At 72.2% G+C, this 25,782-nt stretch carries 18 protein-coding genes; 5 read left to right on the top strand and 13 right to left on the bottom strand.

All coding sequences use genetic code 11. The features are described 5' to 3' along the window. The 5 genes from ACFO3Q_RS16735 to ACFO3Q_RS16715 all read right to left on the bottom strand — a co-directional run. The coding region (locus ACFO3Q_RS16735; RefSeq protein WP_377006035.1) for an SPOR domain-containing protein at positions 1-756 on the bottom strand (756 nt) is incomplete at its 3' end. Positions 757-935: 179 nt separating this feature from the next. Further along, positions 936-2,216 carry a bifunctional tetrahydrofolate synthase/dihydrofolate synthase gene (gene folC / locus ACFO3Q_RS16730; protein WP_377006033.1) on the bottom strand — a complete coding sequence of 427 codons (1,281 nt, stop codon included), beginning with the start codon at positions 2,214-2,216 and terminating at the stop codon, positions 936-938. Positions 2,217-2,391: 175 nt separating this feature from the next. Beyond that, entirely contained in the window at positions 2,392-4,572 is a 2,181-nt protein-coding gene (locus tag ACFO3Q_RS16725) for a S46 family peptidase (protein WP_377006031.1), read from the bottom strand. 60 nt (positions 4,573-4,632) lie between these two features. Next, positions 4,633-6,774, bottom strand: coding sequence for a S46 family peptidase (locus ACFO3Q_RS16720; protein WP_377006029.1), 2,142 nt, complete (start codon positions 6,772-6,774; stop codon positions 4,633-4,635). Next, on the bottom strand, positions 6,771-8,954 hold the full coding sequence (locus ACFO3Q_RS16715; RefSeq protein ID WP_377006027.1) for a S46 family peptidase: 2,184 nt from the start codon (positions 8,952-8,954) through the stop codon (positions 6,771-6,773). Before ACFO3Q_RS16715 ends, ACFO3Q_RS16720 begins: the two co-directional genes overlap by 4 nt. A gap of 323 nt (positions 8,955-9,277) precedes the next feature. Between ACFO3Q_RS16715 and tdh the strand changes: the two genes are divergently transcribed. The 3 genes from tdh to kbl all read left to right on the top strand — a co-directional run bounded on the left by tdh (position 9,278) and on the right by kbl (position 13,102). After that, positions 9,278-10,297, top strand: a complete 1,020-nt coding sequence (gene tdh / locus ACFO3Q_RS16710; protein WP_377006043.1) for an L-threonine 3-dehydrogenase — start codon at positions 9,278-9,280, stop codon at positions 10,295-10,297. 86 nt (positions 10,298-10,383) lie between these two features. After that, the gene (locus ACFO3Q_RS16705) at positions 10,384-11,835 is read left to right on the top strand and encodes a hypothetical protein (protein ID WP_377006025.1); all 1,452 of its coding nucleotides are present in this window, start codon (positions 10,384-10,386) and stop codon (positions 11,833-11,835) included. Between the two features lie 73 nt (positions 11,836-11,908). Further along, complete coding sequence (kbl, locus tag ACFO3Q_RS16700) at positions 11,909-13,102, top strand: glycine C-acetyltransferase (protein ID WP_377006024.1); 1,194 nt, start codon at positions 11,909-11,911, stop codon at positions 13,100-13,102. Positions 13,103-13,143: 41 nt separating this feature from the next. Here the strand turns inward: kbl and ACFO3Q_RS16695 are convergent, their stop codons facing one another. From ACFO3Q_RS16695 to ACFO3Q_RS16680, 4 genes are all read right to left on the bottom strand, one after another. Continuing rightward, positions 13,144-13,911 (bottom strand): pseudouridine synthase, encoded by a 768-nt coding sequence (locus tag ACFO3Q_RS16695; RefSeq protein WP_377006041.1) that lies wholly within the window; start codon positions 13,909-13,911, stop codon positions 13,144-13,146. An 83-nt stretch (positions 13,912-13,994) separates the two neighbouring features. Next, a complete protein-coding gene (locus ACFO3Q_RS16690; protein WP_377006022.1) occupies positions 13,995-14,471 on the bottom strand; it encodes a hypothetical protein in 477 nt (158 codons plus the stop codon). A 151-nt stretch (positions 14,472-14,622) separates the two neighbouring features. Then, complete coding sequence (locus ACFO3Q_RS16685) at positions 14,623-15,699, bottom strand: OmpA family protein (protein WP_377006019.1); 1,077 nt, start codon at positions 15,697-15,699, stop codon at positions 14,623-14,625. Between the two features lie 150 nt (positions 15,700-15,849). Further along, entirely contained in the window at positions 15,850-17,301 is a 1,452-nt protein-coding gene (locus ACFO3Q_RS16680; protein ID WP_377006017.1) for a bifunctional 2-methylcitrate dehydratase/aconitate hydratase, read from the bottom strand. 134 nt (positions 17,302-17,435) lie between these two features. Between ACFO3Q_RS16680 and ACFO3Q_RS16675 the strand changes: the two genes are divergently transcribed. Continuing rightward, positions 17,436-19,451, top strand: coding sequence for an oxidoreductase (locus tag ACFO3Q_RS16675; RefSeq protein ID WP_377006015.1), 2,016 nt, complete (start codon positions 17,436-17,438; stop codon positions 19,449-19,451). Between the two features lie 400 nt (positions 19,452-19,851). After that, complete coding sequence (locus tag ACFO3Q_RS16670; RefSeq protein WP_377006013.1) at positions 19,852-20,292, top strand: cell wall hydrolase; 441 nt, start codon at positions 19,852-19,854, stop codon at positions 20,290-20,292. 109 nt (positions 20,293-20,401) lie between these two features. On the opposite strand, the gene prpC is transcribed toward ACFO3Q_RS16670, so the two are convergent. The 4 genes from prpC to ACFO3Q_RS16650 all read right to left on the bottom strand — a co-directional run bounded on the left by prpC (position 20,402) and on the right by ACFO3Q_RS16650 (position 25,767). Then, positions 20,402-21,553, bottom strand: coding sequence for a bifunctional 2-methylcitrate synthase/citrate synthase (prpC, locus tag ACFO3Q_RS16665; RefSeq protein WP_377006011.1), 1,152 nt, complete (start codon positions 21,551-21,553; stop codon positions 20,402-20,404). 77 nt (positions 21,554-21,630) lie between these two features. Further along, a complete protein-coding gene (prpB, locus tag ACFO3Q_RS16660; protein ID WP_377006009.1) occupies positions 21,631-22,521 on the bottom strand; it encodes a methylisocitrate lyase in 891 nt (296 codons plus the stop codon). Positions 22,522-22,717: 196 nt separating this feature from the next. After that, entirely contained in the window at positions 22,718-24,631 is a 1,914-nt protein-coding gene (gene prpE / locus ACFO3Q_RS16655; RefSeq protein ID WP_377006007.1) for a propionate--CoA ligase, read from the bottom strand. A 149-nt stretch (positions 24,632-24,780) separates the two neighbouring features. Next, a complete protein-coding gene (locus tag ACFO3Q_RS16650; protein WP_377006005.1) occupies positions 24,781-25,767 on the bottom strand; it encodes a malate dehydrogenase in 987 nt (328 codons plus the stop codon). Positions 25,768-25,782 lie beyond the last annotated feature (15 nt).

Here is a 25,782-nt window from a genome sequence, read left to right as displayed (position 1 = left end):
GGCCGGGGCCGCCGGCGCGGGAGCGCGCGCGGCGGGCTGCGCGGCCGCGGAGGCCGGGGCCGGCGAGGCATCCAGCGCGACCACGCCGGTCGGGACGTCGCTGCGCACCTCGCGCACGCGCAGGCGCGCGCTCTCCGCCTCGGCGCGCATGGCGTAGGGCCCGACGCGCACCCGCTGCGCCGGGCGCCCCTGCCAGGTGGTGTTCTCGGCGTAGGCCGGCAGCCCCGCCTGGCGGAAGGCGGCGACCAGCGACTGCGCGTTGGCCGCATTGCTGTAGACGCCCGCGTTGACCGCGAAGCGGCCCTGGCCGTCGGCGGCCGGCGCCGGCGCGGAGGCCGCCGGCCGCTGCGTCGCCGGCGCGCTGGGGGCGGGCGCCGGTGCCGCGGGCGGAGGCGTCTCGTCGGCGGGTGCGCGGGAGGAGGCCGGCGGCAGCGCCTCGGCATCGGCCAGCGGCAGTTCGTCGACCCGCGGCGCGGGCGTGCCGCCCGCCTCGACCGTGGCGAGGCGGAAGTCGTCGGTCGGCGCGGTCTGGCCGCCGTCGGCGTCCGCCGTCGCGGCGGTGTTCGCGGGCGTGATGGGCGCCAGCGGCAGCTCGCGCGTCTCGTAGCCGCGCGCCGGCGCGTCCGGGAGCGTCAGCGGAAGATCGCTGGCCTCGTCCTCGGGCGCGGGCCCTTCGAGCAGCATGGGAACGAAGATCACGGCGAGCGCCACGAGAACCGCGGCGCCGATCAGGCGCTGTTTCAGGGCTGAATCCATCGCGCGAGGACGCTCCGGCGGAAGGCGTGCGGCGAATTATACGCGCGGGGTACGACGGGAACGCGGCGCGGGCGGGCGACGCTTCAGCTTTCCGGGGCCTGTCGTGCGCGCGGGGACGCGATGCGGATGCGCGGCCGCCGTCGCCGCGCGCGCCCGGCACGCGCCGGAGCGCACCGCACTCACCTCGAAGGCACCTCGGCCTCCAGCGCATGCAGCGCGGCCGCCACCGTGTAGAAGGAGCCGAACACGAGGATCCGCTCGCCCGGCGCGGCCGTGGCGCGCGCGGCGGCCAGCGCGGTGGCGACGTCGGGCGCGGTCTCCACCGCGTCCGCGGGCAGGACGCCCACCTTCCGCGCGCGCAGCGAGGCCGCGTCCAGGCCGCGCGGCGTGTCGCCGCCGAGCCCCGCGAGATGCCACCGCACCACCTGGCCCGCGAGCGGCGCGAGGATGCCGGCGATGTCCTTGTCGGCGAGCGCCGCGAACACCGCCCGCACCGCGCCCTGGTCCGCGCTCGCCGCCAGCCAGCGCGCGAGTTCGCGCGCGGCCTGCGGGTTGTGCGCCACGTCGAGCACGAAGGTCGCGTCGCCGTGCCGCACGCACTGCAGGCGGCCGGGCACGACCGCGGCGCGCAGGCCCGCGGCGAGCGCCGCGTCGGGCAGCGCGAGATCGAGCGCACGCAGCGCCGCGATGGCCGCGGCGGCGTTCTCGCGCTGGACCGGGGCCGCCAGGGCCGGGTCCGGCAGCGCGACCTCGTAGCCCGGCTCGCGCCAGCGCCAGCCGCCGTCCGGGTCGGAGTCGACGAAGAAGTCGCACTGCGCGCGGATCGCCGAGGCACCGAGGGCGTAGGCGCGCCGCAGCACGCTCGACGGCGGATCGCGCTCGCCGAGCACGACAGGCTTCCAGGCACGGATGATTCCCGCCTTCTCGGCCCCCACCGCCTCGCGGTCCTCGCCCAGCCACTCGGCGTGGTCGAGATCGACGGTGGTGATGACGGCGACGTCGGGGTCGACGAGGTTCACCGCGTCGAGCCGGCCGCCCAGCCCGACCTCGAGCACCGCCAGATCCAGCTCCGCACGTTCGAACAACCAGAGCGCGGCCAGCGTGCCGTACTCGAAGTAGGTGAGCGGGGTGTCCCCGCGCGCGGCCTCCACCGCCTCGAAGGCCGCGACCAGATCGGCGTCGCCGACATCGGCGCCGTCGATGCGCACCCGCTCGTTGTAGCGCAGCAGGTGCGGCGAGGTGTAGGCACCGACGCGGTGGCCGGCCGCCCGGGCGATGGCCTCGACGAAGGCCACGGTCGATCCCTTGCCGTTGGTCCCGCCGACCGTCACCACCCGCCGCGCGGGCCGCCCGAGGCCCAGGCGCGCCGCCACCTCGCCCACCCGCTCGAGCCCAAGCGCGATGGACTGCGGATGCTGGCGGCCGATGCGGTCGAGCCAGGCGTCGAGGGACTGGGGCACGGCGTGTGGGTCCGGAGGGAGGGCCGGACATTGTCGCACCGGTGGGAGAGGCGGGAGTCAGGGCAGGAGTGAGCGACGAGGAGCGAGAAAGAGGAAGAGCGCGCACCGGCCCTCACTCCTCTCCACTCACTCCTCTCCACTCACTCCTCAAGCCCCCTCACTCCGCGAGCCCCCCTCACTCCTCGGAACCACGCACGCCCATCTCCTCCAGCAGGCGCGGCGCCGGCTGCACCTGCTCCATCACCCAGAGCAGGTAGCGGATGTCGACGTGGATGGTGCGGGTGAGTTCGGGGTTGAACACCCAGTTCGAGGCCACGCTCTCCCAGTTCATGTCGAACACCAGGCCCACCAGCTCGCCGTTGGCGTTGAGCGTGGGCGAGCCGGAGTTGCCGCCGGTGACGTCGAGATCGGTGAGGAAGTTGACCGGCACCGTGCCCTGGGCCGCGGACGCGCGGTTGCCGTGGCGCCCGGCCGCGATGGCGTCGAGCTGGGCCTGCCCGGCATCGAACGGGTCCTGGCCGGTGTGCTTATCGGCGATCTCCTCCAGCCGGGTGAAGGGCTGGTGGACGACGCCGGGCGCGGGGCTGTAGCCGGTGACGTTGCCGAAGGTGATCCGCAGGCTGGAGTTGGCGTCCGGATAGACCGCCCTGCCCTCGCTGCGGTTGTAGTCGATCACCGCCTGCAGGAAGAGCGGGCGGTCGCGCATGTCCTCGCCGCTCGCGGCCTTGGCCTGCGCCTCGCGCTCCAGCAGGTAGGGCGAGAGGGCGACGGCCAGGCGCAGGGCGGCGTCGCCGCTGGTCTGGATGCGTTCGAAGTCGGCGTCGATCCAGCCGAGGCGGATCGCGCGGTCGCCCAGGCGGGTGCCCGCGTACAGCCCGTCGAGCGCGCGCTCCACCGCGGCGGCGTCGTTGCCGCCGAGCCAGGCGTCGATGGCCGGCACGCGCTGGTCGGCGGGAAGCTGGACGTAGCGGCCCAGCCAGTAGGCCAGCAGTTGGCGGTCCACGCCGGCGTCGTAGCGACGGTCCATCTGCTCCAGGTTGCCGCGGAAGGCCGCGGCGTCGCGCACCTGGTAGCCGCTGGCGCGCTCGGCGTCGGGCTTGGCCTTCTCGATGGAGGCGCGGACCAGGCGGTTGGCGGTGGAGATCAGGCCCGTGTTGAGCACGCCGTTGACCACGAGGTCGCGCTCGCGGGTCGCGCGCTCGGCGGCATGGGCGGCGCGCAGGCGCTCATAGGCCTGCAGGGCGGGACGGCCCTGGCGCCCCTGGCCGCGCAGCCAGTCCAGCACCGCCGCTTCGTCGCGGCGCTTCGCTGCCATGGCATCGGCCTTCTCGAAGCCCTCGAGCTGGCCGGTCATGTTCTTGAGGTAGTTGTTGAGCCCCTTCACCTGGGCTGCGTACTTGATCTCGACGTCGCGGTCGGCGCGGCCCGCCGCCTCGATGATGTCGAGTTGCGCGCGGTAGCTCTCGATGCCCGCCGGGTAGGTCCAGCCCTGGGTGTGCTCGAACTCGTCGGCGAGCGCGTAGCGGAAGGTGCGCCCCGGGTAGCCGGCGACCATGGCGAAGTCGCCCGCCTCCAGGCCCTCCTCGCCGATGCGCAGCCAGTGCTTCGGCCGGTAGGGCACGTTGTCCTCGGCGTAGGGCACCGGGCGGCCGTCCTTGTCGACGTAGGCGCGCAGGAAGGTGAAGTCGCCGGTGTGGCGCGGCCACATCCAGTTGTCGATGTCGCCGCCGTAGGCGCCGATGCCGGCAGGCGGTGCGTAGACCACGCGCACGTCCTTGATCTCCATCTGCCGGAACAGGCGGTACTCCAGCCCGCCGAAGAACGCGTACACGGTGCAGCGGTAGCCGCCGCCCTGCTCGCACTCGGCCACCATGCGCTTCTGCAGCGCCTCGGTCGCGGCCTGGCGGGCGGCGCCGTCGCGCGCATCCGCCTGCGCCGCGCGGACCTGGTCGGTGACGTCGGTGATGGACTCGGTGACGTAGATGCGCGCGTTCGGGCCGCCGCTGATCTCGTCGGCGAGGGTCGGGGCGTCGAAGCCCTCGGTGGTGAGGTCGCGCTCCGGCGTGGAGTTGAGCTGGAGCGAGCCGTAGGCGCAGTGGTGGTTGGTCACCACCAGGCCTTCCGGCGAGACGAAGCTCGCCGTGCAGCCGCCGAGGCTCACCACGGCCGCCATCGGGTGGGCGGTGAGGTCGGTCAGCTGCTCCGGCGGCAGGGTCAGGCCGGCCTCGCGCAGGGGACCGGCGATCTCCGGCAGCTGCTGGGGCACCCACATGCCCTCGACGGCGCCGGCGCGGGCCGGCAGGAACACGAGGCCGGCGACGAGCGCGGCGGCGAGCGGATGGAAACGAAGGGTCATGCGGTGCTCCGGATGTTCGCGCCCCGCGGCCGCGGGGCGTGGATGAGTGGCGGCAGGATGTCAGCGCGCGGCGGGAACGCCCAGCTCGCGCAGCAGGTGCGGTGCGGGATAGACCTCGTCCATGAGCCAGCGCATGTAGCGCATGTCCACGTGGATCGCGCGCTTGTAGCGCGGGTCGAACTTCCAGCTCGCGCTGACCGACTCCCAGTTGCTGTCGAAGTTGAGCCCGACCAGCTCGCCGCGGGCATTGAGCACCGGCGAGCCTGAATTGCCGCCGGTGGTGTCGAGGTTGGTGAGGAAGTTGACCGGGACGCTGCCGATCGCCGGCTCCACGTAGTCGCCGAAACGGCGCGCGGCAATGGCGTCCAGCAGGGGCTGCGGCGCGTCGAAGGGCGCCTTGCCGGTGTTCTTCTCGACGATGCCCTCCACCCGCGTCAGCGGCGCGTAGCGCACGGCGTCGCGCGGCGCCAGCGACTCCACCCGGCCGTAGCTCACCCGCAGGGTGCGGTTGGCGTCGGGGTACACCGCCCTGCCCTGCTGCCGCCGCCACGCCACCAGGGCGTGCATGTAGGCCGGACGCAGCCGCAGCTGCTCGCCCTCGCGCGCCTTGCGCGCGTCCTCCAGCCGCTGCAGGGCCGGCGTGAGCGCGGCGGCCAGGTCGAGCAGCGGGTCGGGCTCCATGCCACGGCCGGCCCGCGCCGCCTCGAAGCGCGCCAGGCGCTCGGCCTCGGTCCCGAGGGCGGTGCCGCCGTAGAGGCGCGCCAGCACCGCGTCGAGCGCCTCCGGCGTGCGCCCGAAGGCGGCGTCGAGCTCGGGCAGGCGCTGCGCGTCGGGCAGCCGCTGGTAGCGCGTGAGCAGGGTGCGCAGCAGGGCGGTCTCGACCTCGGGCGCGTAGCGCCGCTGCACCTGCCGGAGCTGGCCCTCGATCAGCCCGTGGTCGCGCGCCTGGTAGCCGCGCTCGCGCTCCGCGTCGGGCCGTGCCGACTCCATCCGCAGGCGCTCCAGGGTCAGCGCCGCGCGCAGCAACTGCGTCTGGCTGCCGAGGTAGCCCACGAGCAGGTCGCGCTCGCGCTGCGCGGACGCCGCGGCAATGGACGCCTGCAGCGCCCGGATCGCCGCCAGGTCGGTGCCGTCGGCCGCAGCGAGCATGCCGCGCTCGTCCTCGGCGCGCTCGCGCACCGCGTCGCTGCGCAGCAGGCCCTCGAGCTCACCGGTGAAGCGCTTGCTGCCGTTCTTGAGCGAGGCGAGCTGCGAGGCGTAGCGGGTACGCGCATCGGCGTTCCCGGCGCCCGCGGCCTCGATGGTCGCGATCAGCGCGTCGAGCACCTCGACCTGCGCCGGCAGCCGCCAGTTGACCTGCTCGTCGAACTCGGCCGCGGTGCGATGGCGGTAGGTGATCCCCGGGTAGCCGGCGAGCATGGCGAAGTCGCCCTCGGCCAGTCCGTCGCGCGCCAGGCGCAGGTGCGACGGCGGCGCGTAGGGCACGTTGTCCGCCGAGGGGTCGGCGGGCCGGCCGTCCGGCCCGACGTAGGCGCGGAGCAGGGTGAAGTCGCCGCTGTGCCGCGGCCACATGAAGTTGTCGATCTCGTCCCCGTAGTTGCCGATGCCGCGCGGCGGCGCGTAGACCAGCCGGATGTCGCGCAGCTCGAGCTGGGTCACGCGGTAGAAGTCGCGCCCGTGGAACAGGGTCTCGACGCTGCAGCGGACGTCGCCCTGCGCCTCGCATTCGGCCACCAGCGCCTTGGAGGCACGGTCGACGGCGTCGTAGTAGTCGCGCCCGGTCCGCCCCTGCGCCTCCGCCAGCACGCGTCCGGTCACGTTCTCGAACCCGGTGGTCACCAGCACGCGGTAGTCCGGGTTGGCCGGCAGCTCGGCATGGCGGTCCGCGGCGACGTAGCCGGTCTCGATGAGGTCGCGGCCCTCGCCGGAGTTGTACTGGACGACCCCGAGCGCGACGTGGTGGTTGGTCAGCACCAGCCCCTCCGGCGAGACGAAGGCGCCGGTGCCGCCGCCGACCCGCACCACGGCGTTGAGCGGCGCGCGGGTGAGGTCGGCGAGTTCGGCCGGATCGCCCTGGTAGCCGGCGGCGCGCAGGCTGTCGGCGATCTCGGGCAGCTGCGCCGGCAGCCACATGCCCTCGTCGGCGGCGGCGCTGCCGCAGGCCAGGACGAACGCGACGGCGACTGCGGTGCGGCGGCTCATCGGACCGCCTCCCCGTGCGGCAGGCCCATCTCGTCGAGCAGGTTGTGCGCGCCGGAGACGGTGTCCATCACCCAGCGCATGTAGCGGGCGTCCACGTGGATGGAGCGGGTGACCGCCGGGTTGAACACGTAGTCGGAGGCCAGGCTTTCGTAGTTGCCGTCGAACAGCAGGCCGACCAGCTCCCCGCGCGCGTTCAGGGTGGGCGAGCCGGAGTTGCCGCCGGTGGTGTCCACGTCGCTCAGGAAGTTGACCGGCACCGCGCCGAGCCCCGGCGCCGCGTAGCCGGCCCCGGCGCCCGCCGCGATGGCGTCGAGCTGGGCGCGGGTGGCGTCGAAGGGGTCCTCGCCGGTGTGCTTTTCGACGATCCCGCCCAGCGTGGTGAACGGCGCGTAGGCCACCGCGTCGCGCGGCGAGTAGCCCTGCACGCTGCCGAAGGTGATGCGCAGGGAGTTGTTCGCGTCCGGATAGACCGGGCGTCCCTGCGCGGCGCTGTGGTCGAGCGCCGCCTGCATCGCCTGCGGGCGCAGGACCGAGAGGCGCCCGTCGCGGGCCTTGGCCGCGTCCTCGATGCGCTCGAGCGCCGGCGCCAGCGCGACGGCCAGCCGGATGGCTGCGTCGTCCGCCGTCTCGAAGGCGGCGGCATCGGCCTCGAACCAGCGCAGGCGGTTCTCCGTCTCGCCGAGGCCGCTGCCGGCGTACAGCGCGTCGAGCCGGGCGTCGAGGTCGGGTACCCCGGTCCGTCCCGGCCGCAGGCCCAGCCAGGCGTCGAGTTCCGGCACGCGCTGCTCGGCCGGCAGCGCCGCATAGCGGCGCAGCTTCATCGCCAGCAGGGCGCGATCCACCTGCGGGTCGTAGCGGCGTTCGAGCTGGCGCAGCTGCGCCTCGTTGCGCGCGCGGTCGCGCGCCTGGAAGCCGGGCTCGCGCTCGGCATCGGGCCTGGCGTTCTCGCGGGCCTGGCGGTACAGCCTGCTCGCGGTCCCGACCAGGCCGCCGCTGGCGACCGCGCCGACCCAGAGGTCGCGCTCGCGCGTCGCCCGCGCCGCGGCGATCTCCCGCTCGAGGCCCTCCAGCGCGTCGAGCTGGGCGCTACGGTCGCCCGCCTCGCGCAGCCACGCCGCCAGCGCGGCCTCGTCGGCGCGCTTGTCGGCGACGGCGTCGATGCGTGCGAAGCCGTCGCGCTGGCCGGAGTAGAGCTTGAGCCCGTTGTTGAGGCTGGCGACGGTGGCCGCGTACTTGATGGCCGCGTCGGGGCGCCCCTCGGTCTCGCGCGCGATGACGGCGAGCTGCTCCTGCAGGTAGTCGATCAGCGTCGGCAGGCGCCAGTCGACGATGTCGGCCACCTCGCTCGCCCGGCGGTGCCGGTTGGTGCTGCCGGGATAGCCGGCGACCATCACCAGGTCGCCTTCGGCCGGGCCGTCCGCGGCCACCCGCAGCCAGCTCCTGGGCCGGTAGGGCACGTTGTCCTCGCTGTAGGCCGCGGGCTTGCCGTCCGGGCCCACGTAGGCGCGCATGAAGCTGTAGTCGCCGGTGTGCCGCGGCCACTCGAAGTTGTCCTCGTCGCCGCCGAACTTGCCGATGGCCTCCGGCGGCGCGTGCACCAGCCGCACGTCGCGGATCTCCATCTGCCGGATCAGGTAGAAGCGCAGGCCGCCGAAGAAGTTGTAGACCTCGCAGCGGTAGCCGGCCGTGGCCTCGCAATCCGCGACCAGCGCCTTGGAGTTCGCGGCGATGGCGTCGAAGCGCGCGCGGTCGGAAAGGTCGGCGGCCAGCCCGCCGGTCACCTGGTCGGTGACTTCCTCGATCGCCTCGGTGACGTAGACGCGCATGGACGGATCGGCCGGCAGCTCCTCCTCGAGACTGCGGGCGAGGAAGCCTTCGGCGATGAGGTCGCGCTCGGGCGTCGAGTTGTACTGGATGGCTCCGTAGGCGCAGTGGTGGTTGGTCACCACCAGGCCCTGCGGCGAGACGAAGCTCGCGGTGCAGAACCCGAAGCCGATCACCGCGTTCAACGGGTGCGCGGTGAGGTCGCCCAGCGAGGCCGGATCGATCTCCAGCCCGCGCGCGGCGAGCGTGCCGGCGAGCTCGGCCATCTGGTGCGGCTGCCACATGCCCTCGTCGGCGTGGGCGGCGGACGCGGCGACTGCCGCGAGCAGGGAAACGGCAAGGGCACGCAGGCGCACGGGAGCTCCGGTCGGAACGAGGCGAATCCGTGACCATAGGCAGCCACGGGGAGGAGGCGGATGTGCCGGGGGTCATGGCTCCTGGGGTAAAGCGGGAAAGGTGGGGCGAGAATCGGGAATCGGGACCTGGGGGCGCGACCAGCGGCGGTTTCACTTCGGTCCGGCTGGATCAACGCCTTTCCGGACCGGCATGGCCCGCCATTCCCGATTCCCGATTCCCGGCTCCTCCCGCCTCCCGCCCCACCCTTCCCGCCTTACCCCAAAAGCTATACTCCCCCGCCTCCCCACACCCAGCAGGTCCCGCCCCGATGTCGTCCGCCACCATGAAGGCCCTGGTCAAGCGCCTGCCGGAAGAAGGGATCTGGATGGAGGAGGTGCCGGTGCCGGTGCCGGGTCCGAACGAGGTGCTGATCAAGGTCGAGAAGACCGCGATCTGCGGGACGGACCTGCACATCTACAAGTGGGACGAGTGGTCGCAGCGGACGATCAAGCCGGGCCTGGTCATCGGCCACGAGTTCGTCGGCCGCATCGCCGAGCTCGGGCCGGGCGTCACCGGCTACGCTGTCGGCGACCGGGTCTCGGCCGAAGGCCACATCGTCTGCGGGCACTGCCGCAACTGCCGGGCCGGGCGCCAGCACCTGTGCCCGAACACGGTGGGCATCGGCGTCAACCGCGCCGGCGCCTTCGCCGAGTACATCGTGATGCCGGCCAGCAACCTGTGGCCGATCCCGGACGCGATCCCGTCGGAGCTGGCCGCCTTCTTCGACCCCTACGGCAACGCGGCGCACTGCGCGCTGGAGTTCGACGTGGTGGGCGAGGACGTGCTGATCACCGGTGCCGGCCCGATCGGCGTGATCGCCGCGGGCATCTGCAAGCACATCGGCGCCCGCAACGTGGTCGTGACCGACGTCAACGACTTCCGCCTGAAGCTCGCCGCCGACATGGGCGCCACCCGCGTGGTCAACGTCGCCAAGACGCCGCTCAAGGCGGTCATGGCCGACCTGCACATGGAGGGCTTCGACGTCGGGCTGGAGATGAGCGGCAACCCGCAGGCCTTCAACGACATGCTCGACTGCATGTACCACGGCGGCAAGATCGCCCTGCTGGGCATCCTGCCGAACGGCGCCGGCGCGAACTGGGACAAGATCATCTTCAAGGGCCTGACCCTGCACGGCATCTACGGCCGGCGCATGTACGAGACCTGGTACAAGGCCACCCAGCTGGTGCTGTCGGGCTTCCCGCTGGGCAAGGTGCTGACGCACCAGATCCACATCGACGACTTCCAGAAGGGCTTCGACCTGATGGCCGAGGGCCGCTGCGGCAAGGTCGTCTGCACCTGGTGAGCTCCGCGCCGGCAGGCTGAATCGCAGGCAGCGCGGGCGCGCGCCCCCCGTTCCCGACGGCGTCGGGGCATGGACAATGAGGGGCCATGTCCGTCCCCGCCATGCCCGAGCCCGCCGCCTCCCCGCCGCTGCCCTTCCGCCTGCGCGCCGTCTGCGCGGGGCTGCTCCTGGCCGCGTGCCTGGGCGCCGGTCCGGCCGCGGGCGCCGAGGACGAGCCGCGGCTCCCCGCCTACCAGCTGGTCGCGGAGGAACTGCTCAACGGCCCGACCTGGAGCGTCCGGCCGATGGCGCAGGTGCACGGCTACCAGGCGCGCTTCCTGATCGACACCGACTGGGGAACGATCGAGGCCGAGAGCGTGCAGGTGCTGGCCGAGCGCATCGCCGAGATGCCGGCGGTCGAGGTCATGCAGAACGCCGCGGTGACCGAGGTGCTCGGCGAGGTCGCGCTCGAACAGGTCTCCGCGCCCGCCCGCGCGCTGTGGAACGTGGTGAGCAACCCGGTCGACACGGTGGTCGGCCTGCCGGGCGGCGTGGTGCGCTATTTCGGCGAGCGTCTGCGCAGCGTGCGCGACCGCGCGGTCAAGCTGGGCTCGCGCGCCGAGGACCACATCTTCCACAACGGCTCGGCCTATCGGGACGTGGACGCGCCGATGAGCGCGTGGCGCGCGCCCCTGCCGGACACGCCGGAGGAGGAGGATCCTTGGTACGACAACGACGTCACCGACGAGAGCGTGCGCCTGGTGCGCGGCGAGCTGCGGGTCAACCGCCTGCGCCGCGAGATCGCCGGCCGCCTCGGCGTGAACCCCGAGACCGACAACCCGCTGATCCGCCCGCGGCTGGACCGCCTCGCCTGGATGGCGTCGATCGGGCGGCTGGGCGTGGATCGCGCCTTCACCCTGCTGACGGTCGGCGCCTCCGACGTCATCGGCACCGCCGGCGACCTCAACACGCACGTGCTGCGCATGCCCGAGGAGGACGCGCGCGCCTACAACGACGCGCGACTCGCGCGCCACTGCGCCGACGAGGACCAGCGCTACCTGTTCATCCGGCGCGGCCGCTTCGGCCTGGAGCGCCAGACGCTGCTGATCGACCGCCTGCTCCGCCTCGCGCCCGCCGGCGGCTGCGAGGCGCTGATCGACACCGCGCTGATGGCGCGCAGCGGCATCGAGACGCGCTTCGTCGTCGACGCCCTCGGCATGATCGAGCACCACTTCGGCGACGCCGCCCGCGGCGGGCGCTTCGTCCCGCAGGGCGCGATCCTCGCCTACGAGACGCCGCAGCGCGAGTTCATCCTGCCGCTGCCGGTGGACTACCTCAGCTGGACGCCGCAGATGGAGGCCTGGTTCGACGCGCGCGGCATCGGCGACCGCAGCTACCGGACGGTGCTGATCGGCGGCCGCATCAGCGAGCGCGCCGAGCGCGAACTGACCCGCCGCGGCTGGAGCATCGTCGCCCGGGCGCCCTACCCCGGCGCGCCGCCCTATGCGAGCCCGGTGCTGGGCGCCGCCGTGGCCAGCGAGGACGCCGCGCTGCGCTGAAGGACGGCCGGCGGGCGCCTGCACGACGGGCGCTCCGATACACTGGCGGGCCCGATTTTCCCGCGAGCCCGCCATGTCCCTCACCGCCCGCTACGCCACCGAACTCGACAGCATCCGCGAACAGGGGCTGTTCAAGCGCGAGCGCGTCATCGCCTCGCCGCAGTCGGCGGAGATCGAGCTCGAGGACGGGCGTCGGGTGCTCAACTTCTGCGCGAACAACTACCTCGGCCTCGCCGACCACCCGCGGGTGATCGAGGCCGCCAAGCGCGCGCTGGACACCCACGGCTTCGGCATGGCCTCGGTCCGCTTCATCTGCGGCACCCAGGACCTGCACAAGCGGCTCGAGGCCAGGATCGCCGACTTCTTCGGGCAGGAGGACACCATCCTCTACGCCGCCTGCTTCGACGCCAACGGCGGCCTGTTCGAGCCGCTGCTGGGCGAGAACGACGCCATCGTCTCCGACGCCCTCAACCACGCCTCCATCATCGACGGCGTGCGCCTGTGCAAGGCCAGGCGCTACCGCTACGCCAACTGCGACATGGCCGACCTCGAGGCGCAGCTGAAGCAGGCGCGCGCCGACGGCGCCGGCACCATCCTGATCACCACCGACGGCGTGTTCTCGATGGACGGCTTCATCGCGCCGCTCGACGCGATCACCGAGCTGGCGCGGAAGTACGACGCCCTGGTGCACATCGACGAGTGCCACGCGACCGGCTTCCTCGGCGCCACCGGCCGCGGCTCGGCGGAGGTGCGCGGCGTGCTCGACCGCATCGACATCGTCACCGGCACCCTCGGCAAGGCGCTGGGCGGCGCGCTCGGCGGGTTCACCACCGCCAGGCGCGAGGTGATCGAGATGCTGCGCCAGCGCTCGCGCCCCTACCTGTTCTCGAACTCGCTGCCGCCCCACGTGGTCGCGGCGGGCATCGAGGTGTTCGACATGCTGGCCGAGGCCGACGACCTGCGCGAGACCCTCAAGACCAACACGGCCTACTTCCGCGCGCGCATGACGGCCGCGGGCTTCGACCTCAAGCCGGGCGAGCATCCCATCGTCCCGGTCATGCTCTACGACGCGCCGCTGGCGCAGCGCTTCGCCGAGCGCCTGCTGGAGGAAGGCATCTACGCGATCGGCTTCTTCTTCCCCGTCGTGCCCAAGGGACAGGCACGCATCCGCACGCAGATGTCGGCCGCCCATACCCGCGACCACCTCGACCGCGCCATCGAGGCCTTCGTCAAGGTCGGACGCGAGCTGGGCGCGCTGAAGGACTGACGGCCGGACGCCCGCGGCGCCAGCCTCCCCATCGCGGGCGGCTACGCGCGCACGCGCAGCGCCGCGACCTCGCCGGGTGCCAGCGGGCGCCATGCGCCCTTCGGCAGCGCGCCCAGTTCGAGCGGACCGATCGCGACGCGGATCAGGCGCAGCACGCCGAGCCCGTGCGCGCCGAGCAGGCGCCGGATGTGGCGGTTGCGGCCCTCGTCGAGCTCGATCTCCAGCCAGGTGGTGCGCGGATTCGCGCGGAGGATGCGCAGGGCGTGCACGCCGAGGAAGGTGTCGCCGTCCCGGACGCCTTCGGCGATGGCCGCCGCCCGCGCCGCCTCGATAGGCGCGTCCACCTGCACGCGGTAGGTCTTGAGCAGGGCACTCTCGGGCGACGTGATGCCGGCGGCCCAGCCCGGGTCGTTGGTGAACAGCAGCAGGCCCTCGCTGGCCTGGTCCAGGCGCCCCACCGGTGCCACGTACGGCAGCCCTGCGCCTTCGAGGCAGCGGAAGACGGTGTCGCGGCCGCGCTCGTCGCGCGCCGTCGTCACCAGGCCACGCGGCTTGTTGAGGGCCAGGTAGACGCCGGACGCGGCGGCGACCGGCGCCGCGGCGTCGTCGACCCGGATGAGGGCGCGGACCGGATCGGTGGGCGCCTCGGGGTCGCGAACGAGACGCCCGTCGACCCGCACGCGCCCGGCGACGATCAGCCGCTCCGCCTCGCTGCGCGAGCAGTAGCCGCGCTTGGACAGCACGCGTGCGAGGCCATAGCGCGGGCCGCGCATCGGTGACCGCCCACCGGACTCCGGCGTCTTCGACATTTCCCGCCCCCAACGACGCACGATGCCCGCCACGTGGGCGGGCATCGTGGACTCCTCGGCGCTGCCGGCGGCAGCGCAATCGATCAGTTGGCGGTATCGGCCGCCGGCTCGGGCGCCGCGCCCTCGGCCGGCGCCGGGGCGGCCGGCGTGGCCGCGGGCGCGCGCGAGATGGTGATGCCGCGCGACTTCATCCATGCATCGAATTCGGCGGCGGTGAACTTGGTTCCCGCATTGAAGCGGTAGGGCGTGTTGTCCCACTCCGTGCGCTTCTGGTAGGCGGGCGCGGCCGCGACGTTCTGGCACCCCTCCAGCCGCAGGCGCAGCAGCACACGGTCGACCGACAGCATCTCGTCGCTGGCGCGTGCGAGCGCGCCGACCGGCGCGCCGAGCTGCACGCCGCCACCGGGGAGCTCCATCGCGACGGCAGGGATGCCCGTCGGCCGCACGGGCCGCGGCTGCGGAACGACGGCACCGGAGCACTCCGGCGAGGTCTCGGCCTGCACCACGTGCACGGGCAGGACCGCAAGGGAAAGAACGAGGGCGGGCAGCAGACGGGACATGGCGGCGGACTCGGCGGAGGACTTGCTGCGGATACTAAGGAAGGTGCCGCAACCCATTCAAGGGAAAAGGCAAACTTCCTTTGTGAAGATCGCAAAAGACGAAGCCCGGCACAGGGCCGGGCTTCGTAGGCTACAGCATCCGGAACGTGGATCAGTTCTGGACGTTCAGCTCCGTACGGCGGTTCTCGGCGCGACCCTGCGGGTTGTCCGAGCCGTCCGGGTTGGTGTTCGGCGCGATCGGGCGGCTCTCGCCGTAGCCGACCGGGCCCACCAGGCGCGACGGGTTGATGCCCTGCTGGACCAGGTAGTCGTACACGGCGCGGGCGCGACGCTCGGACAGACGCTGGTTGTACTCCTCGGAACCGATCGAGTCGGTGTGGCCAGCCACCTCGACGCGCAGATCCGGGTAGTTCTGCAGGACCTGCACCGCCTCGCTCAGGACCGAGATCGCGTCCGGACGCAGGGTGGCGCGGTCGAAGTCGAAGTTCACGCCGCGGAGGTCGATGGTGACCGGCACCGGGCAGCCGTCCGGACCGACCGGGGTACCCGGCGGGATGTCCATGCCATCGCAGGGACCAGCCGGCGGCGGCGGCGGCGGCGGCGGAGCGACCGGAGCCGGAGCGACCGGCGCGGCGGGCTCCGGCCCGAGCTTGACGATCAGGCCGACCGACGCGAAGGCATCGACGAAGCGATTCTCGTTCGGAGCGTAGAAGCTCGAGTCGTCGAAGTTGACGCGGGCGCCGACTTCGGTGCGGAGCGCGGTGCGGCCGTAGTCGGCCTGGAGACCGACGCCGACGTTCGCGGCGAGGTAGTTGTCACGACGCTGGCCGGGCGAGCGCGGATCCGGCGTGATGTCGAACTCCTCCTCCGAACGCTGCAGGCCGAGGCCGAAGCGCAGGTACGGCCACCAGGTCTGGTCGGCGGTCGCATCGCGGAAGTGGTAGCGCGCATCGACCGAGGCGCCGTACTGGCTCCACCAGAGATCCTGGTTGTGGTCGAAGTTCGGGTTCTGGTAGTTCAGGGTGAAGTCCAGCGACCAGTTCGGGTTGAGGAAACGACCGAAGCTGAGCTCGCCGAAGGGGGCATTGTTGGTGCCGCGATCGGAGTCCTGGAAGTTGTAGCCGGCGGCGGCGCCGACGTACCAGCGGTCGTCGTAGTCCTGCGCCATCGCGGTGGACGCCGCGCCCATTGCGCCGAGCAGGGCGAGGCCGAGGAGTTTCTTCTTCATTTACGAGCTCCTTTGTAAGGAATTCCGTCGTGCAACGTCGGAGGGGTGGTGACGGCCAACCCGGCGCGCCATCTCGTTCAGCTTATCGATCGGCAGTGAAGATCAGGTTAACACAGTCCTAACGATCCTCACGAAGCTGTCCGGGCCTGCCTATAAAACCAGCCGGGCCATGAACTTAGACACGGGCAGCGACAGCAGCGCCCGGGGATCGCGGGCCAGCGCGCGGAGCGCCTCGGCCCGGTCGGCCGGCAGATGCGCGCCGATGGCCGCGTCGAACTTGTCCATGAGCAACGGGATGCCCTCGGCCCTGCGTCGCCGGTGGCCGACCGGGTAATCCACGCACACCCGGCGGGTGCTGCTGCCGTCCTTGAAGAAAACCTGCACCGCGTTTCCGATGAAGCGCTTCCCGGGGTCGTGGTAGTCGCGCGTGAATCCAGGGTTCTCGACCACCTCGGTCCGCGCCCGCAGGGCGTCGATGCGCGGGTCCGCGGCGACCGCGTCGCCGTAGTCCTCGGCGGTCAGGCGCCCGAAGATCAGCGGCACCGCGACCATGTACTGGATGCAGTGGTCGCGGTCGGCGTAGTTCGCCAAGGGACCGGTCTTGTCGATGATGCGCACGCCGGCCTCCTGGGTCTCGATGACGATGCGCTCGACCTCGTCCAGGCGCAGCGCGACCTCGGCATGCAGGGCCATGGCGCACTCGACGGCGGTCTGCGCGTGGAACTCGGCCGGGTAGCTGATCTTGAACAGCACGTTCTCCATGACGTAGCTGCCGAAGGCGCGGTCGAACTCGAACGGCCTGCCGCCGAACGCCACGTCGTAGAAGCCCCATGTCGGGGCCGAGAGCGCGCTGGGATAGCCGACCACGTCCTTGTGCACCGCGTTGAGGGCATGGATGACGGCGCGCCGGCAGGCGTCGCCGGCGGCCCAGCTCTTGCGCGGGCCGGTGTTCGGCGCGTGCCGGTAGGTCCGCAGCGCGCCGTTGTCGATCCAGCTGTGCGAGACGGCGTTGCGGACCTGGTCGCGGCTGCCGCCGAGCATGGCGGTGGCGACCGCCGTGGAGGCCAGCCGCACGAGGATGACGTGGTCCAGGCCGACGCGGTTGAAGCTGTTCCTGAGCGCATGCACGCCCTGGATCTCGTGGGCCTTGATCGACCAGCCGAGCACGTCGGCGACGGTCGGCCCGGGCCTGCCCCGGCGCTCGGCCTGCCGTCCCTGCCAGTCGGCGACGGCGAGGATGGTGCCGAGGTTGTCCGAGGGATGGCCCCACTCCGCCGCGAGCCAGGTGTCGTTGAAGTCCAGCCACCGCACCTGCACGCCGATGTTGTAGGCGGCCTGGGCGGGATCGAGCTCGAAGTCCGTGCCCGGCACGCGGGCGCCGCCGGGCAGGACGGCGCCGGGCACCAGCGGGCCGAGGTGCCGGGTGCAGGCCGGGAACTTCATCGCCAGCATCGCGCAGGCCAGGGAGTCGAGCAGCACGTAGCGCGCGGTCTCCATGGCCTCGGCCGAGGCCGGCGCGTCGCCCAGCACGTAGTCGGCGACGGCATCGATGGGCGCGTCGAACGCGGGGCGCGCCGCGGAGCGCGCGTCGTGGTCGGCCATCGGTTCCTCCTGGCGGGCAGCGGAGTCCGGAGTGTGGCGGGCGCGGTGTGGCCGTCGCGCGTAGGCGCGCCGACGCCTTGCCCCCGGCATGCGCTTCGGGGCACTGTGCGCCACCCGTACGCGTGCGTATCGACATGACCGCCTACCCGCACCTCTTCGCTCCCCTGGACCTCGGCTTCTGCACCCTGCCCAACCGCGTGCTGATGGGCTCGATGCACACCGGACTCGAGGACCGGCGGGCCGACTTCCCGAAGCTGGCCGCCTACTTCGCCGAACGCGCGCGCGGCGGCGTCGGGCTGATGGTCACCGGCGGCTTCGCGCCCAACCTGCGCGGCTGGCTCAAGCCCTTCTCCGGACATCTCGGCTGGCGCTGGGAGGCGCGGCGGCATCGTGCGGTGACGGCGGCCGTCCATGCCGAAGGCGCGCGCATCTGTGCGCAGTTGCTGCATGCCGGCCGCTACGCCTACCACCCCTTCTCCGTGGCCCCGTCGCCGCTCAAGGCACCGATCAATCCGTTCACGCCGCGCGGCCTGGGCGCGCGCGACGTCGAGCGCCAGATCGAGGCGTTCGTGCGCGCCGCGGCGAACGCGCGCGAGGCGGGCTACGACGGCGTCGAGGTCATGGGCTCGGAGGGCTACCTGATCAACACCTTCCTCGCGCCGCGGACCAACCGCCGCACCGACGCCTGGGGCGGCTCGCCCGAGGCGCGGATGCGCTTCGCGGTGGAGATCGTCCGCCGCATCCGCGAACGCTGCGGCCCCGACTTCATCCTGATCTACCGGCTGTCCCTGCTCGACCTCGTGGAGGACGGCTCGGACTGGGACGAGATCGTGATGCAGGCGCGCGCGGTCGAGGCCGCCGGCGCGACGCTCATCAACACCGGCATCGGCTGGCACGAAGCGCGCGTGCCGACCATCGCCACCTCGGTCCCGCGCGCGGCCTTCGCGGGCGTCACCGGCAAGCTCCGGCCCCTGGTCGGCGTGCCGGTCGTGGCCACCAACCGCATCAACATGCCGGAGGTGGCCGAGCGCATCCTGGCCGCCGGCGAGGCCGACATGGTGTCGATGGCCCGGCCCTTCCTCGCGGATCCCGACTGGGTGGCCAAGGCGCGAGCGGGAACGCCGGAGCGCATCAACACCTGCATCGCCTGCAACCAGGCCTGCCTGGACCACGTGTTCGCGCAGAAGCGCGCGACCTGCCTGGTGAACCCGCGCGCCTGCCACGAGACGGAACTGGTGTACCGGCCCGTGGCGACGCCGCGCCGGATCGCCGTGGTGGGCGCGGGTCCCGCGGGCCTGGCCTGCGCCACCGTCGCCGCCGAGCGCGGGCATGCGGTGACCCTGTTCGAGGCCGCACCGGTCATCGGCGGCCAGTTCAACCTCGCCCGGCGGATTCCCGGCAAGCGCGAGTTCGACGAGACGCTGCGCTACTTCGACCACCGCCTCGACGAGGTCGGCGTGGTGCGCCGCCTGGGACACGCGGCCACCGCCGACGACCTGCTCGGGTTCGACGAGATCGTGCTCGCGACCGGGGTGGTGCCGCGCCGCGTCGACTTCCCGGGCGCCGACGACCCGCGCGTGCTCGGCTACCTCGACGTGCTCGAAGGACGCGCGCGGCCGGGACGGCGGGTGGCGATCGTCGGCGCGGGCGGCATCGGCTTCGACGTCGCCAGCTTCCTGGTGCACGAGGGCGACGCGACCGAGCACGATGCGCGCCAGTGGATGCGCGAATGGGGCGTCGATCCCGACTTCGAGAACCGCGGCGGCCTGGCGCCGGCGCGCCCCGCCCCGCCCGCCCGCGAGATCTGGCTGCTGCAGCGCTCCCCGGGCCGTCCCGGCGCGCGGCTCGGCAAGACCACCGGCTGGATCCACAGGGCCAGTCTCCGCGCCAGGGGCGTCACCGCGCTCGGCGGCGTGCACTACGAGCGCTTCGACGACACCGGCCTGCACATCCGCATCGGCGACGAGACGCGCTGCCTGCCGGTGGACAACGTGGTCGTCTGCGCCGGCCAGGAGCCGCGACGCGACCTGGAGGCGGCACTGGCCGCGCAGGGGCGCCAGGCGCATCGCATCGGCGGCGCGGACCTGGCGGCGGAACTCGACGCCAAGCGTGCGATCGCGCAGGGCAGCCGCCTCGCCGCGACGCTCTGAGCACGCCGGGCCGTCGGTGTGGAGCGGGTCGCACGCCGGCGCCCGCATGCCAGCCGTGCGCGACGCGGCATGCCCGCGGGGCGGGTCGCACGCACCCGACAATCGTGACGAACATCACGTTTTTTGCGCGGCTGCGGCCTAGCAGACAATCGTGCATTGTGAGCGGCCCGCGAACGGGCCGTTCACCTGACGTTGCGTTTTGCGCGGATAAGGTGCGCGCCACTGCAGACCCGCGGCACATGGCCTCGCGGGTTTTTTATGTTCCGAATCAAAGTCTTGCGGAACATGAAACGGCATGGAGCCGTGCTTCCCCATCACGCCAGGCGGGTCTTCCACGGCAAAACGCGTTCCCTGTTCAGCGGGGCGCGGGTGGACCGCGCAACGGAGCAAGGAGAACGCCATGAAGTTGAGCCTGATCCTCTGGCTCGCGCAGATCCTTCCACAGCCGGTCGCCGACCCGCTGTGCCTGACGACGACGATCTACCTCGAGGCGCGCAACCAGTCCATCGAGGGACAGCGTGCCGTCGCGGAGGTCGCCCTCCGCCGCCTCGACAGCGGCCGCTGGGGCGACAGCGTCTGCGAGGTCGTCACCGCGCGCGGCCAGTTCGCGCCGTCCATCGTCCATCCCGGCCACCGCCTGAAGAACGTGCAGGCCTGGACCGCATCCGCGGAGGTGGCGCTGGACGTCCAGCAGCAGTGGGCGCTGCCTCCCGGCGAGCGCAACGAGGTGGTGCCGGGTGCCAGCCATTTCGCCGCGCTGTACGCGAACCCGGCCTGGGCCAACGCGCCGAAGGTGAAGACCATCGGCGACCACGCCTTCTACCGGGTCCTGCGCCTGTAGCAGCCGCGTCCCGTGGCCGGGCGCGACTGCGTCCCGGTCCGCCCTACGCACCCACCCCATCACGAAGAAGGCCGCGCATCCGCGCGGCCTTCCCGTTCCGGCACGACGATCAGCGGCGGTCGATCGGCACGAACTCGCGGTCCTCGGGACCGGTGTAGTTCGCGCTCGGACGGATGATCTTGCCGTCGATGCGCTGCTCGATGACGTGAGCGCTCCAGCCGGCGGTGCGGGCGATCACGAACAGCGGCGTGAACATGGCCGTCGGCACGCCCATCATGTGGTAGCTCACGGCGCTGAACCAGTCGAGGTTGGGGAACATCTTCTTGATGTCCCACATCACCGACTCCAGGCGCTCGGCGATGTCGTACATCTTCATGCTCTCCTGCTCGGCCGAGAGCTGCCGCGCCACTTCCTTGATGACCTTGTTGCGCGGATCGGACACCGTGTAGACCGGATGCCCGAAGCCGATGACGACTTCCTTGCGCTCGACCCGCGCCTTGATGTCGGCCTCGGCCTCGTCGGGCGTCTCGTAGCGCTTCTGCACCTCGAAGGCGACCTCGTTGGCGCCGCCGTGCTTGGGGCCGCGCAGCGCGCCGATCGCGCCGGCGATGCAGGAGTGCATGTCGCTGCCGGTGCCCGCGATCACGCGCGCGGTGAAGGTCGAGGCGTTGAACTCGTGCTCGGCGTAGAGGATCAGGCTGGTGTGCATCGCGCGCACCCAGCTCTCGCGCGGCGCCTCGCCGTGCAGCAGGTGCAGGAAGTGGCCGCCGATGGAGTCGTCGTCGGTCTCCACCTCGATGCGCCGGCCGTTGTGGCTGTAGTGGTACCAGTACAGCAGCATCGAGCCCAGCGAAGCCATCAGCTTGTCGGCGATGTCGCGCGCGCCCGGGTGGTTGTGGTCGTCCTTCTCCGGCGCGATGCAGCCGAGCACGGACACGCCGGTGCGCATCACGTCCATCGGGTGGGCCGAGGGCGGCAACTGCTCCAGCGCGGCCTTCACCGCCGCCGGCACGCCGCGCAGCGCCTTCAGCTTGGCCTTGTAGCCGGCCAGCTCCGCGCGGTTCGGCAGCTTGCCGTGCACCAGCAGGTAGGCGATCTCCTCGAACTCGCTGGTGGTGGCCAGGTCGAGGATGTCGTAGCCGCGGTAGTGCAGGTCGTTGCCGCTGCGGCCGACGGTGCACAGCGCGGTATTGCCGGCGGCGGTGCCGCTCAGCGCGACCGACTTCTTCGGCTTGAAGGTCGGGGCCGGGGTTTCGGACATGGAGCGTCTCCTGTTTGAGCGTGGGGTGTCCGCGCCGGGGGCGCGGCGTGGCCGCGACGGGCGCGGCGGGGGGCGCGTCAGCCGCGCTTCCTGGCGTAGAGCGCGTCGAGGTGCTGCTCGAAGGCGTGGTAGCCGATGCGGTCGTAGAGCTCCTCGCGGGTCTGCATGGTGTCCAGCACGGCTTTCTGGTGGCCGTCGCGGCGGATGGCCGCGTAGACGTTCTCCGCGGCCCTGTTCATCGCGCGGAACGCGGACAGGGGATACAGCTGGATCGCCACGCCCACCGAGGCCAGCTCGTCGCGGGTGAACAGCGGGGTCTTGCCGAACTCGGTGATGTTGGCCAGCACCGGCACCTTCAGCGTCTCCACGAAGCGCCTGTAGGTCTCGAGGTCGTAGGCGGCCTCGGCGAAGATGCCGTCGGCGCCCGCCTCGACGCAGCGCTGCGCGCGCTCCAGCGCCGCGTCCACGCCATCGACGGCGATGGCGTCGGTGCGCGCGATCAGGAAGAAGTCGGGATCGGTCTTGGCGTCCACCGCCGCCTTGACGCGGTCGACCATCTCGTCCGCGGTGACGATCTCCTTGCCGGGCCGGTGGCCGCAGCGCTTGGCGCCGACCTGGTCCTCGATGTGGCAGGCGGCCGCGCCGGCCTTGATCAGCGACTTCACCGTCCGCGCGATGTTGAAGGCGCTGGGGCCGAAGCCGGTGTCGATGTCGACCATCAGCGGCAGGTTGCACACGTCGGTGATGCGACGCACGTCGACGAGCACGTCGTCGAGCGTGTTGATGCCGAGATCGGGCAGGCCCAGCGAGCCTGCGGCCACGCCGCCGCCCGACAGGTAGATGGCGCGGTAGCCCGCGCGCTTGGCCAGCAGGGCGTGGTTGGCGTTGATCGCGCCGACGACCTGCAGGGGGGATTCTTCGACGAGCGCGGCGCGGAAGGCCGCGCCCGGGGACTGCGTCTGCGACATTGCGCGACTCCTGGGACTGGCCGCCGGCGGCCGCCGCGAGTGGCGTCCGGACCCGGCGAACGGGGACGGCGCCGGCGCACGATGCGCGGCGCGGATATCCCGAGGATTCTAGCAGCGCGGTCGATGGCGGTCGTGCTGCGGCACAGAATCGCGCCGCGCGGCAGGCGGCGGCGCGGCCGCCGCAGCGCGGGCGCCCCTAGCCTCCGAAGTCCGGCCCCCGCACCAGCGCGCGCTTGATCTCCTCCAGCGCGTTGGGATCGTCGAGCGTGGACAGGTCGCCGGGGTCGCGGCGTTCGCTGATCGCCGCCAGCGAACGCCGCAGCAGCTTGCCGGAGCGGGTCTTCGGCAGCGCACCGACGATGTAGACGCGCGCCGGCCGCGCGACGGCGCCGAGCTGCTCGACCACGCGCGCGCTCATGCCGCGCGCGGCCTCGGCGCGCGCCGCGTTGTCGCCCGCGGCGCGCAGGGTGGCGAAGACGACGGGCACCTGTCCCTTGAGTTCGTCGGCGCAGCCGATCACCGCGGCCTCGGCCACCGCGGGATGCCCCGAGACCACCTCTTCGATCTCGCGGGTCCCGAGCCGGTGCCCCGCCACGTTGATGACGTCGTCGGTCCGGCCGAGGATGAAGGTGTAGCCGTCCGCGTCCCGCACCGCCCAGTCGAGCGAGCTGTACAGCAGTTCCTTGAAGTGGCTGAAGTAGCTCGACAGGAAGCGCTTGTCGTCGTTCCACACCGTGGACAGGCAGCCCGGCGGCAGCGGCGGCTGGATCACCAGCACGCCCTTCTGGTCCGGCGCGGCGTCCTGCCCCGTGGTCTCGTCGATGACGCGCAGCCGGTAGCCCAGGTTCGGGAGGCCGGGCGAGCCGAACTTGCCGGGCTTGAGGTCCAGTCCCGGCAGCAGGCACAGCACCGGCCAGCCGGTCTCGGTCTGCCAGTAGTTGTCGATGACCGGCTTGCCCAGGCCCTCGTTGATCCAGCGCGCGGTGGGCTCGTCCAGGGGCTCGCCGGCGAGGAACAGCCACTTCAGCGCCGACAGGTCGTACTTCCGGAGGAAGGCAGGGTCGTGCTTCTTCAGCACGCGCACGCCGGTGGGCGAGGAGAACATGGTGCGCACGCCGTACTTCTCGCACAGCGACCACCAGATGCCCGCGTCGGGACTGGTCGGCAGCCCTTCGTACAGCAGCGAGGTCGCACCCACGATCAGCGGTCCGTAGACGTTGTAGCTGTGCCCGACGGCCCAGCCCACGTCCGAGGTGGAGAACATCACCTGCCCCGGGCCGACGTCGTAGACGGTACGCATCGACAGCGCCATGGCCACCGCGTAGCCGCCGACGTCGCGCTGCACGCCCTTGGGCTTGCCGGTGGTGCCGGAGGTGTAGAGCAGGTAGCTCGGCGCGTTGGATTCGAGCCACTCCACCGGCACGTCCGCATCCGCGTGGCGGCCGACGAGTTCGGCGTAGTCGAGGTCGCGCCCGTCGACCCGGCGCAGGTCCGGATCCAGGCCGCGGCCGACGACGAGGACGTGCGGCGGCGGGTGCGCGGCCTCCTCGAGCGCGGCGTCCACCAGCGGCTTGTAGCGCACGACCTTGCCGCCGCGCATGCCCGCGTCGGCGCAGACCAGCAGCTTCGGCCTGGCGTCGTCGATGCGCAGGGCCAGGTTGTGCGCGGCGAAGCCGCCGAACACCACGGAGTGGATGGCGCCGATGCGCGCGCAGGCGAGCATCACCACCACCGCCTCGGCGATGTTCGGCATGTAGACCACGACCCGGTCCCCGCGCCCGACGTCGAGCGACTTCAGCACCGCCGCGGCGGCGTTCACCTCGCGATGGAGCTGGCGGTAGGTGAGTTCTCGGGTGAGGCCGGTCTCGGTGGACACCGCCACCAGTGCGAGCTGGTCGGCGCGTGCGGCCAGGTGCCGGTCCACCGCGTTGTGGCAGAGGTTGGTGGTGCCGCCCACGAACCAGCGGCGGAACGGCGGATGCGAATAGTCGAGGATGCGTTCCGGCGGCCGCTGCCAGTCGATCGCCCTCGCCTGCTCCGCCCAGAACGCTTCCGGCTGCTCGATGGAGTACCGGTAGACTTCTTCGTACGTCTGGCCCTGCTGCGTCATGCCTGTCGTCCGGGGGAAACGATGGGCCTAGGCTACGACCGCCGCGGGGCGAGCGGCCTTCGACCTTGGTCGAAGCGGTACGGCCCGCACGCGGAAACGACGAAGGGCGGCCGGAGCCGCCCTTCGCGAAGCGCCGCGCGACCGCGGACTCAGCCCAGCAGGTGCGCCACGCCGCTGCGCTCCTCCTCGAGCTCGGCGAGGGTCCTGTCCATCATCTGGCGGCTGTACTCGTCGATCTCGACGTCCTTGACCACCGTGTACTCGCCGTCCTGGGTGATCACCGGCACGCCGTAGATGACGCCCTCGGGGATGCCGTAGCTGCCGTCCGACGGCACGCCCATCGTGACCCACTTGCCGTTGGAGCCCAGCACCCAGTCGCGGATGTGGTCGATGGCGGCGTTGGCCGCGGAGGCGGCCGAGGACAGGCCGCGCGCCTCGATGATGGCGGCGCCGCGCTTGCCGACCTTGGGGATGAAGGTCTCGCGGTTCCAGGTCTCGTCGTTGACGAGCTCCTTGAGCTTCCGGCCGCCGGCGGTGGCGAAGCGGTAGTCGGGGTACATGGTCGGGCTGTGGTTGCCCCACACCACCAGGCCCTCGATGTCGCCGACCGGCACCCCGGCCTTCTCCGCCAGCTGGCTGAGGGCGCGGTTGTGGTCGAGGCGCAGCATGGCGGTGAAGTTCTTCGCCGGCAGGTCGGGGGCGGACTTCATCGCGATGTAGGCGTTGGTGTTGGCGGGGTTGCCGACCACCAGCACCTTGACGTCGCGCGAAGCGACCTTGTTCAGCGCGGCGCCCTGGGCGGTGAAGATCTTGGCGTTCTCGAGCAGCAGGTCCTTGCGCTCCATGCCCGGGCCGCGCGGGCGCGCGCCGACGAGCAGGGCGATGTCGGCGTCCTTGAACGCGACCTCCGGATCGTCGGTGCCGACCACGCCGGCGAGCAGCGGGAACGCGCAGTCCTCGAGCTCCATGATCACGCCCTTGAGCGCGGCCTGCGCCTTCTCCATCGGCAGCTCGAGCAGCTGCAGGATGACCGGCTGGTCCTTGCCCAGCATCTCGCCCGAGGCGATGCGGAACAGCAGGGAGTAGCCGATCTGGCCGGCTGCGCCGGTCACGGCGACGCGTACGGGGGTCTTCATCGAGGATTCTCCTGG

The organism is Coralloluteibacterium thermophilum, from assembly GCF_042654365.1.
Classification (GTDB): Bacteria; Pseudomonadota; Gammaproteobacteria; order Xanthomonadales; family Xanthomonadaceae; genus Coralloluteibacterium; species Coralloluteibacterium thermophilum.
Note: the sequence above shows the minus strand (reverse complement) of the source record. Positions and strands in the feature narration are given on the sequence as shown.

Coding starts and splice junctions, on each gene's coding strand:
- ACFO3Q_RS16725 (WP_377006031.1), bottom strand. CDS start 4,572: ATGACCCTTCGTTTCCATCCGCTCGCCGCCGCGCTCGTCGCCGGCCTC.
- ACFO3Q_RS16720 (WP_377006029.1), bottom strand. CDS start 6,774: ATGAGCCGCCGCACCGCAGTCGCCGTCGCGTTCGTCCTGGCCTGCGGC.
- tdh (WP_377006043.1), top strand. CDS start 9,278: ATGAAGGCCCTGGTCAAGCGCCTGCCGGAAGAAGGGATCTGGATGGAG.
- ACFO3Q_RS16705 (WP_377006025.1), top strand. CDS start 10,384: ATGTCCGTCCCCGCCATGCCCGAGCCCGCCGCCTCCCCGCCGCTGCCC.
- kbl (WP_377006024.1), top strand. CDS start 11,909: ATGTCCCTCACCGCCCGCTACGCCACCGAACTCGACAGCATCCGCGAA.
- ACFO3Q_RS16695 (WP_377006041.1), bottom strand. CDS start 13,911: ATGTCGAAGACGCCGGAGTCCGGTGGGCGGTCACCGATGCGCGGCCCG.
- ACFO3Q_RS16690 (WP_377006022.1), bottom strand. CDS start 14,471: ATGTCCCGTCTGCTGCCCGCCCTCGTTCTTTCCCTTGCGGTCCTGCCC.
- ACFO3Q_RS16685 (WP_377006019.1), bottom strand. CDS start 15,699: ATGAAGAAGAAACTCCTCGGCCTCGCCCTGCTCGGCGCAATGGGCGCG.
- ACFO3Q_RS16680 (WP_377006017.1), bottom strand. CDS start 17,301: ATGGCCGACCACGACGCGCGCTCCGCGGCGCGCCCCGCGTTCGACGCG.
- ACFO3Q_RS16675 (WP_377006015.1), top strand. CDS start 17,436: ATGACCGCCTACCCGCACCTCTTCGCTCCCCTGGACCTCGGCTTCTGC.
- ACFO3Q_RS16670 (WP_377006013.1), top strand. CDS start 19,852: ATGAAGTTGAGCCTGATCCTCTGGCTCGCGCAGATCCTTCCACAGCCG.
- prpC (WP_377006011.1), bottom strand. CDS start 21,553: ATGTCCGAAACCCCGGCCCCGACCTTCAAGCCGAAGAAGTCGGTCGCG.
- prpB (WP_377006009.1), bottom strand. CDS start 22,521: ATGTCGCAGACGCAGTCCCCGGGCGCGGCCTTCCGCGCCGCGCTCGTC.
- prpE (WP_377006007.1), bottom strand. CDS start 24,631: ATGACGCAGCAGGGCCAGACGTACGAAGAAGTCTACCGGTACTCCATC.
- ACFO3Q_RS16650 (WP_377006005.1), bottom strand. CDS start 25,767: ATGAAGACCCCCGTACGCGTCGCCGTGACCGGCGCAGCCGGCCAGATC.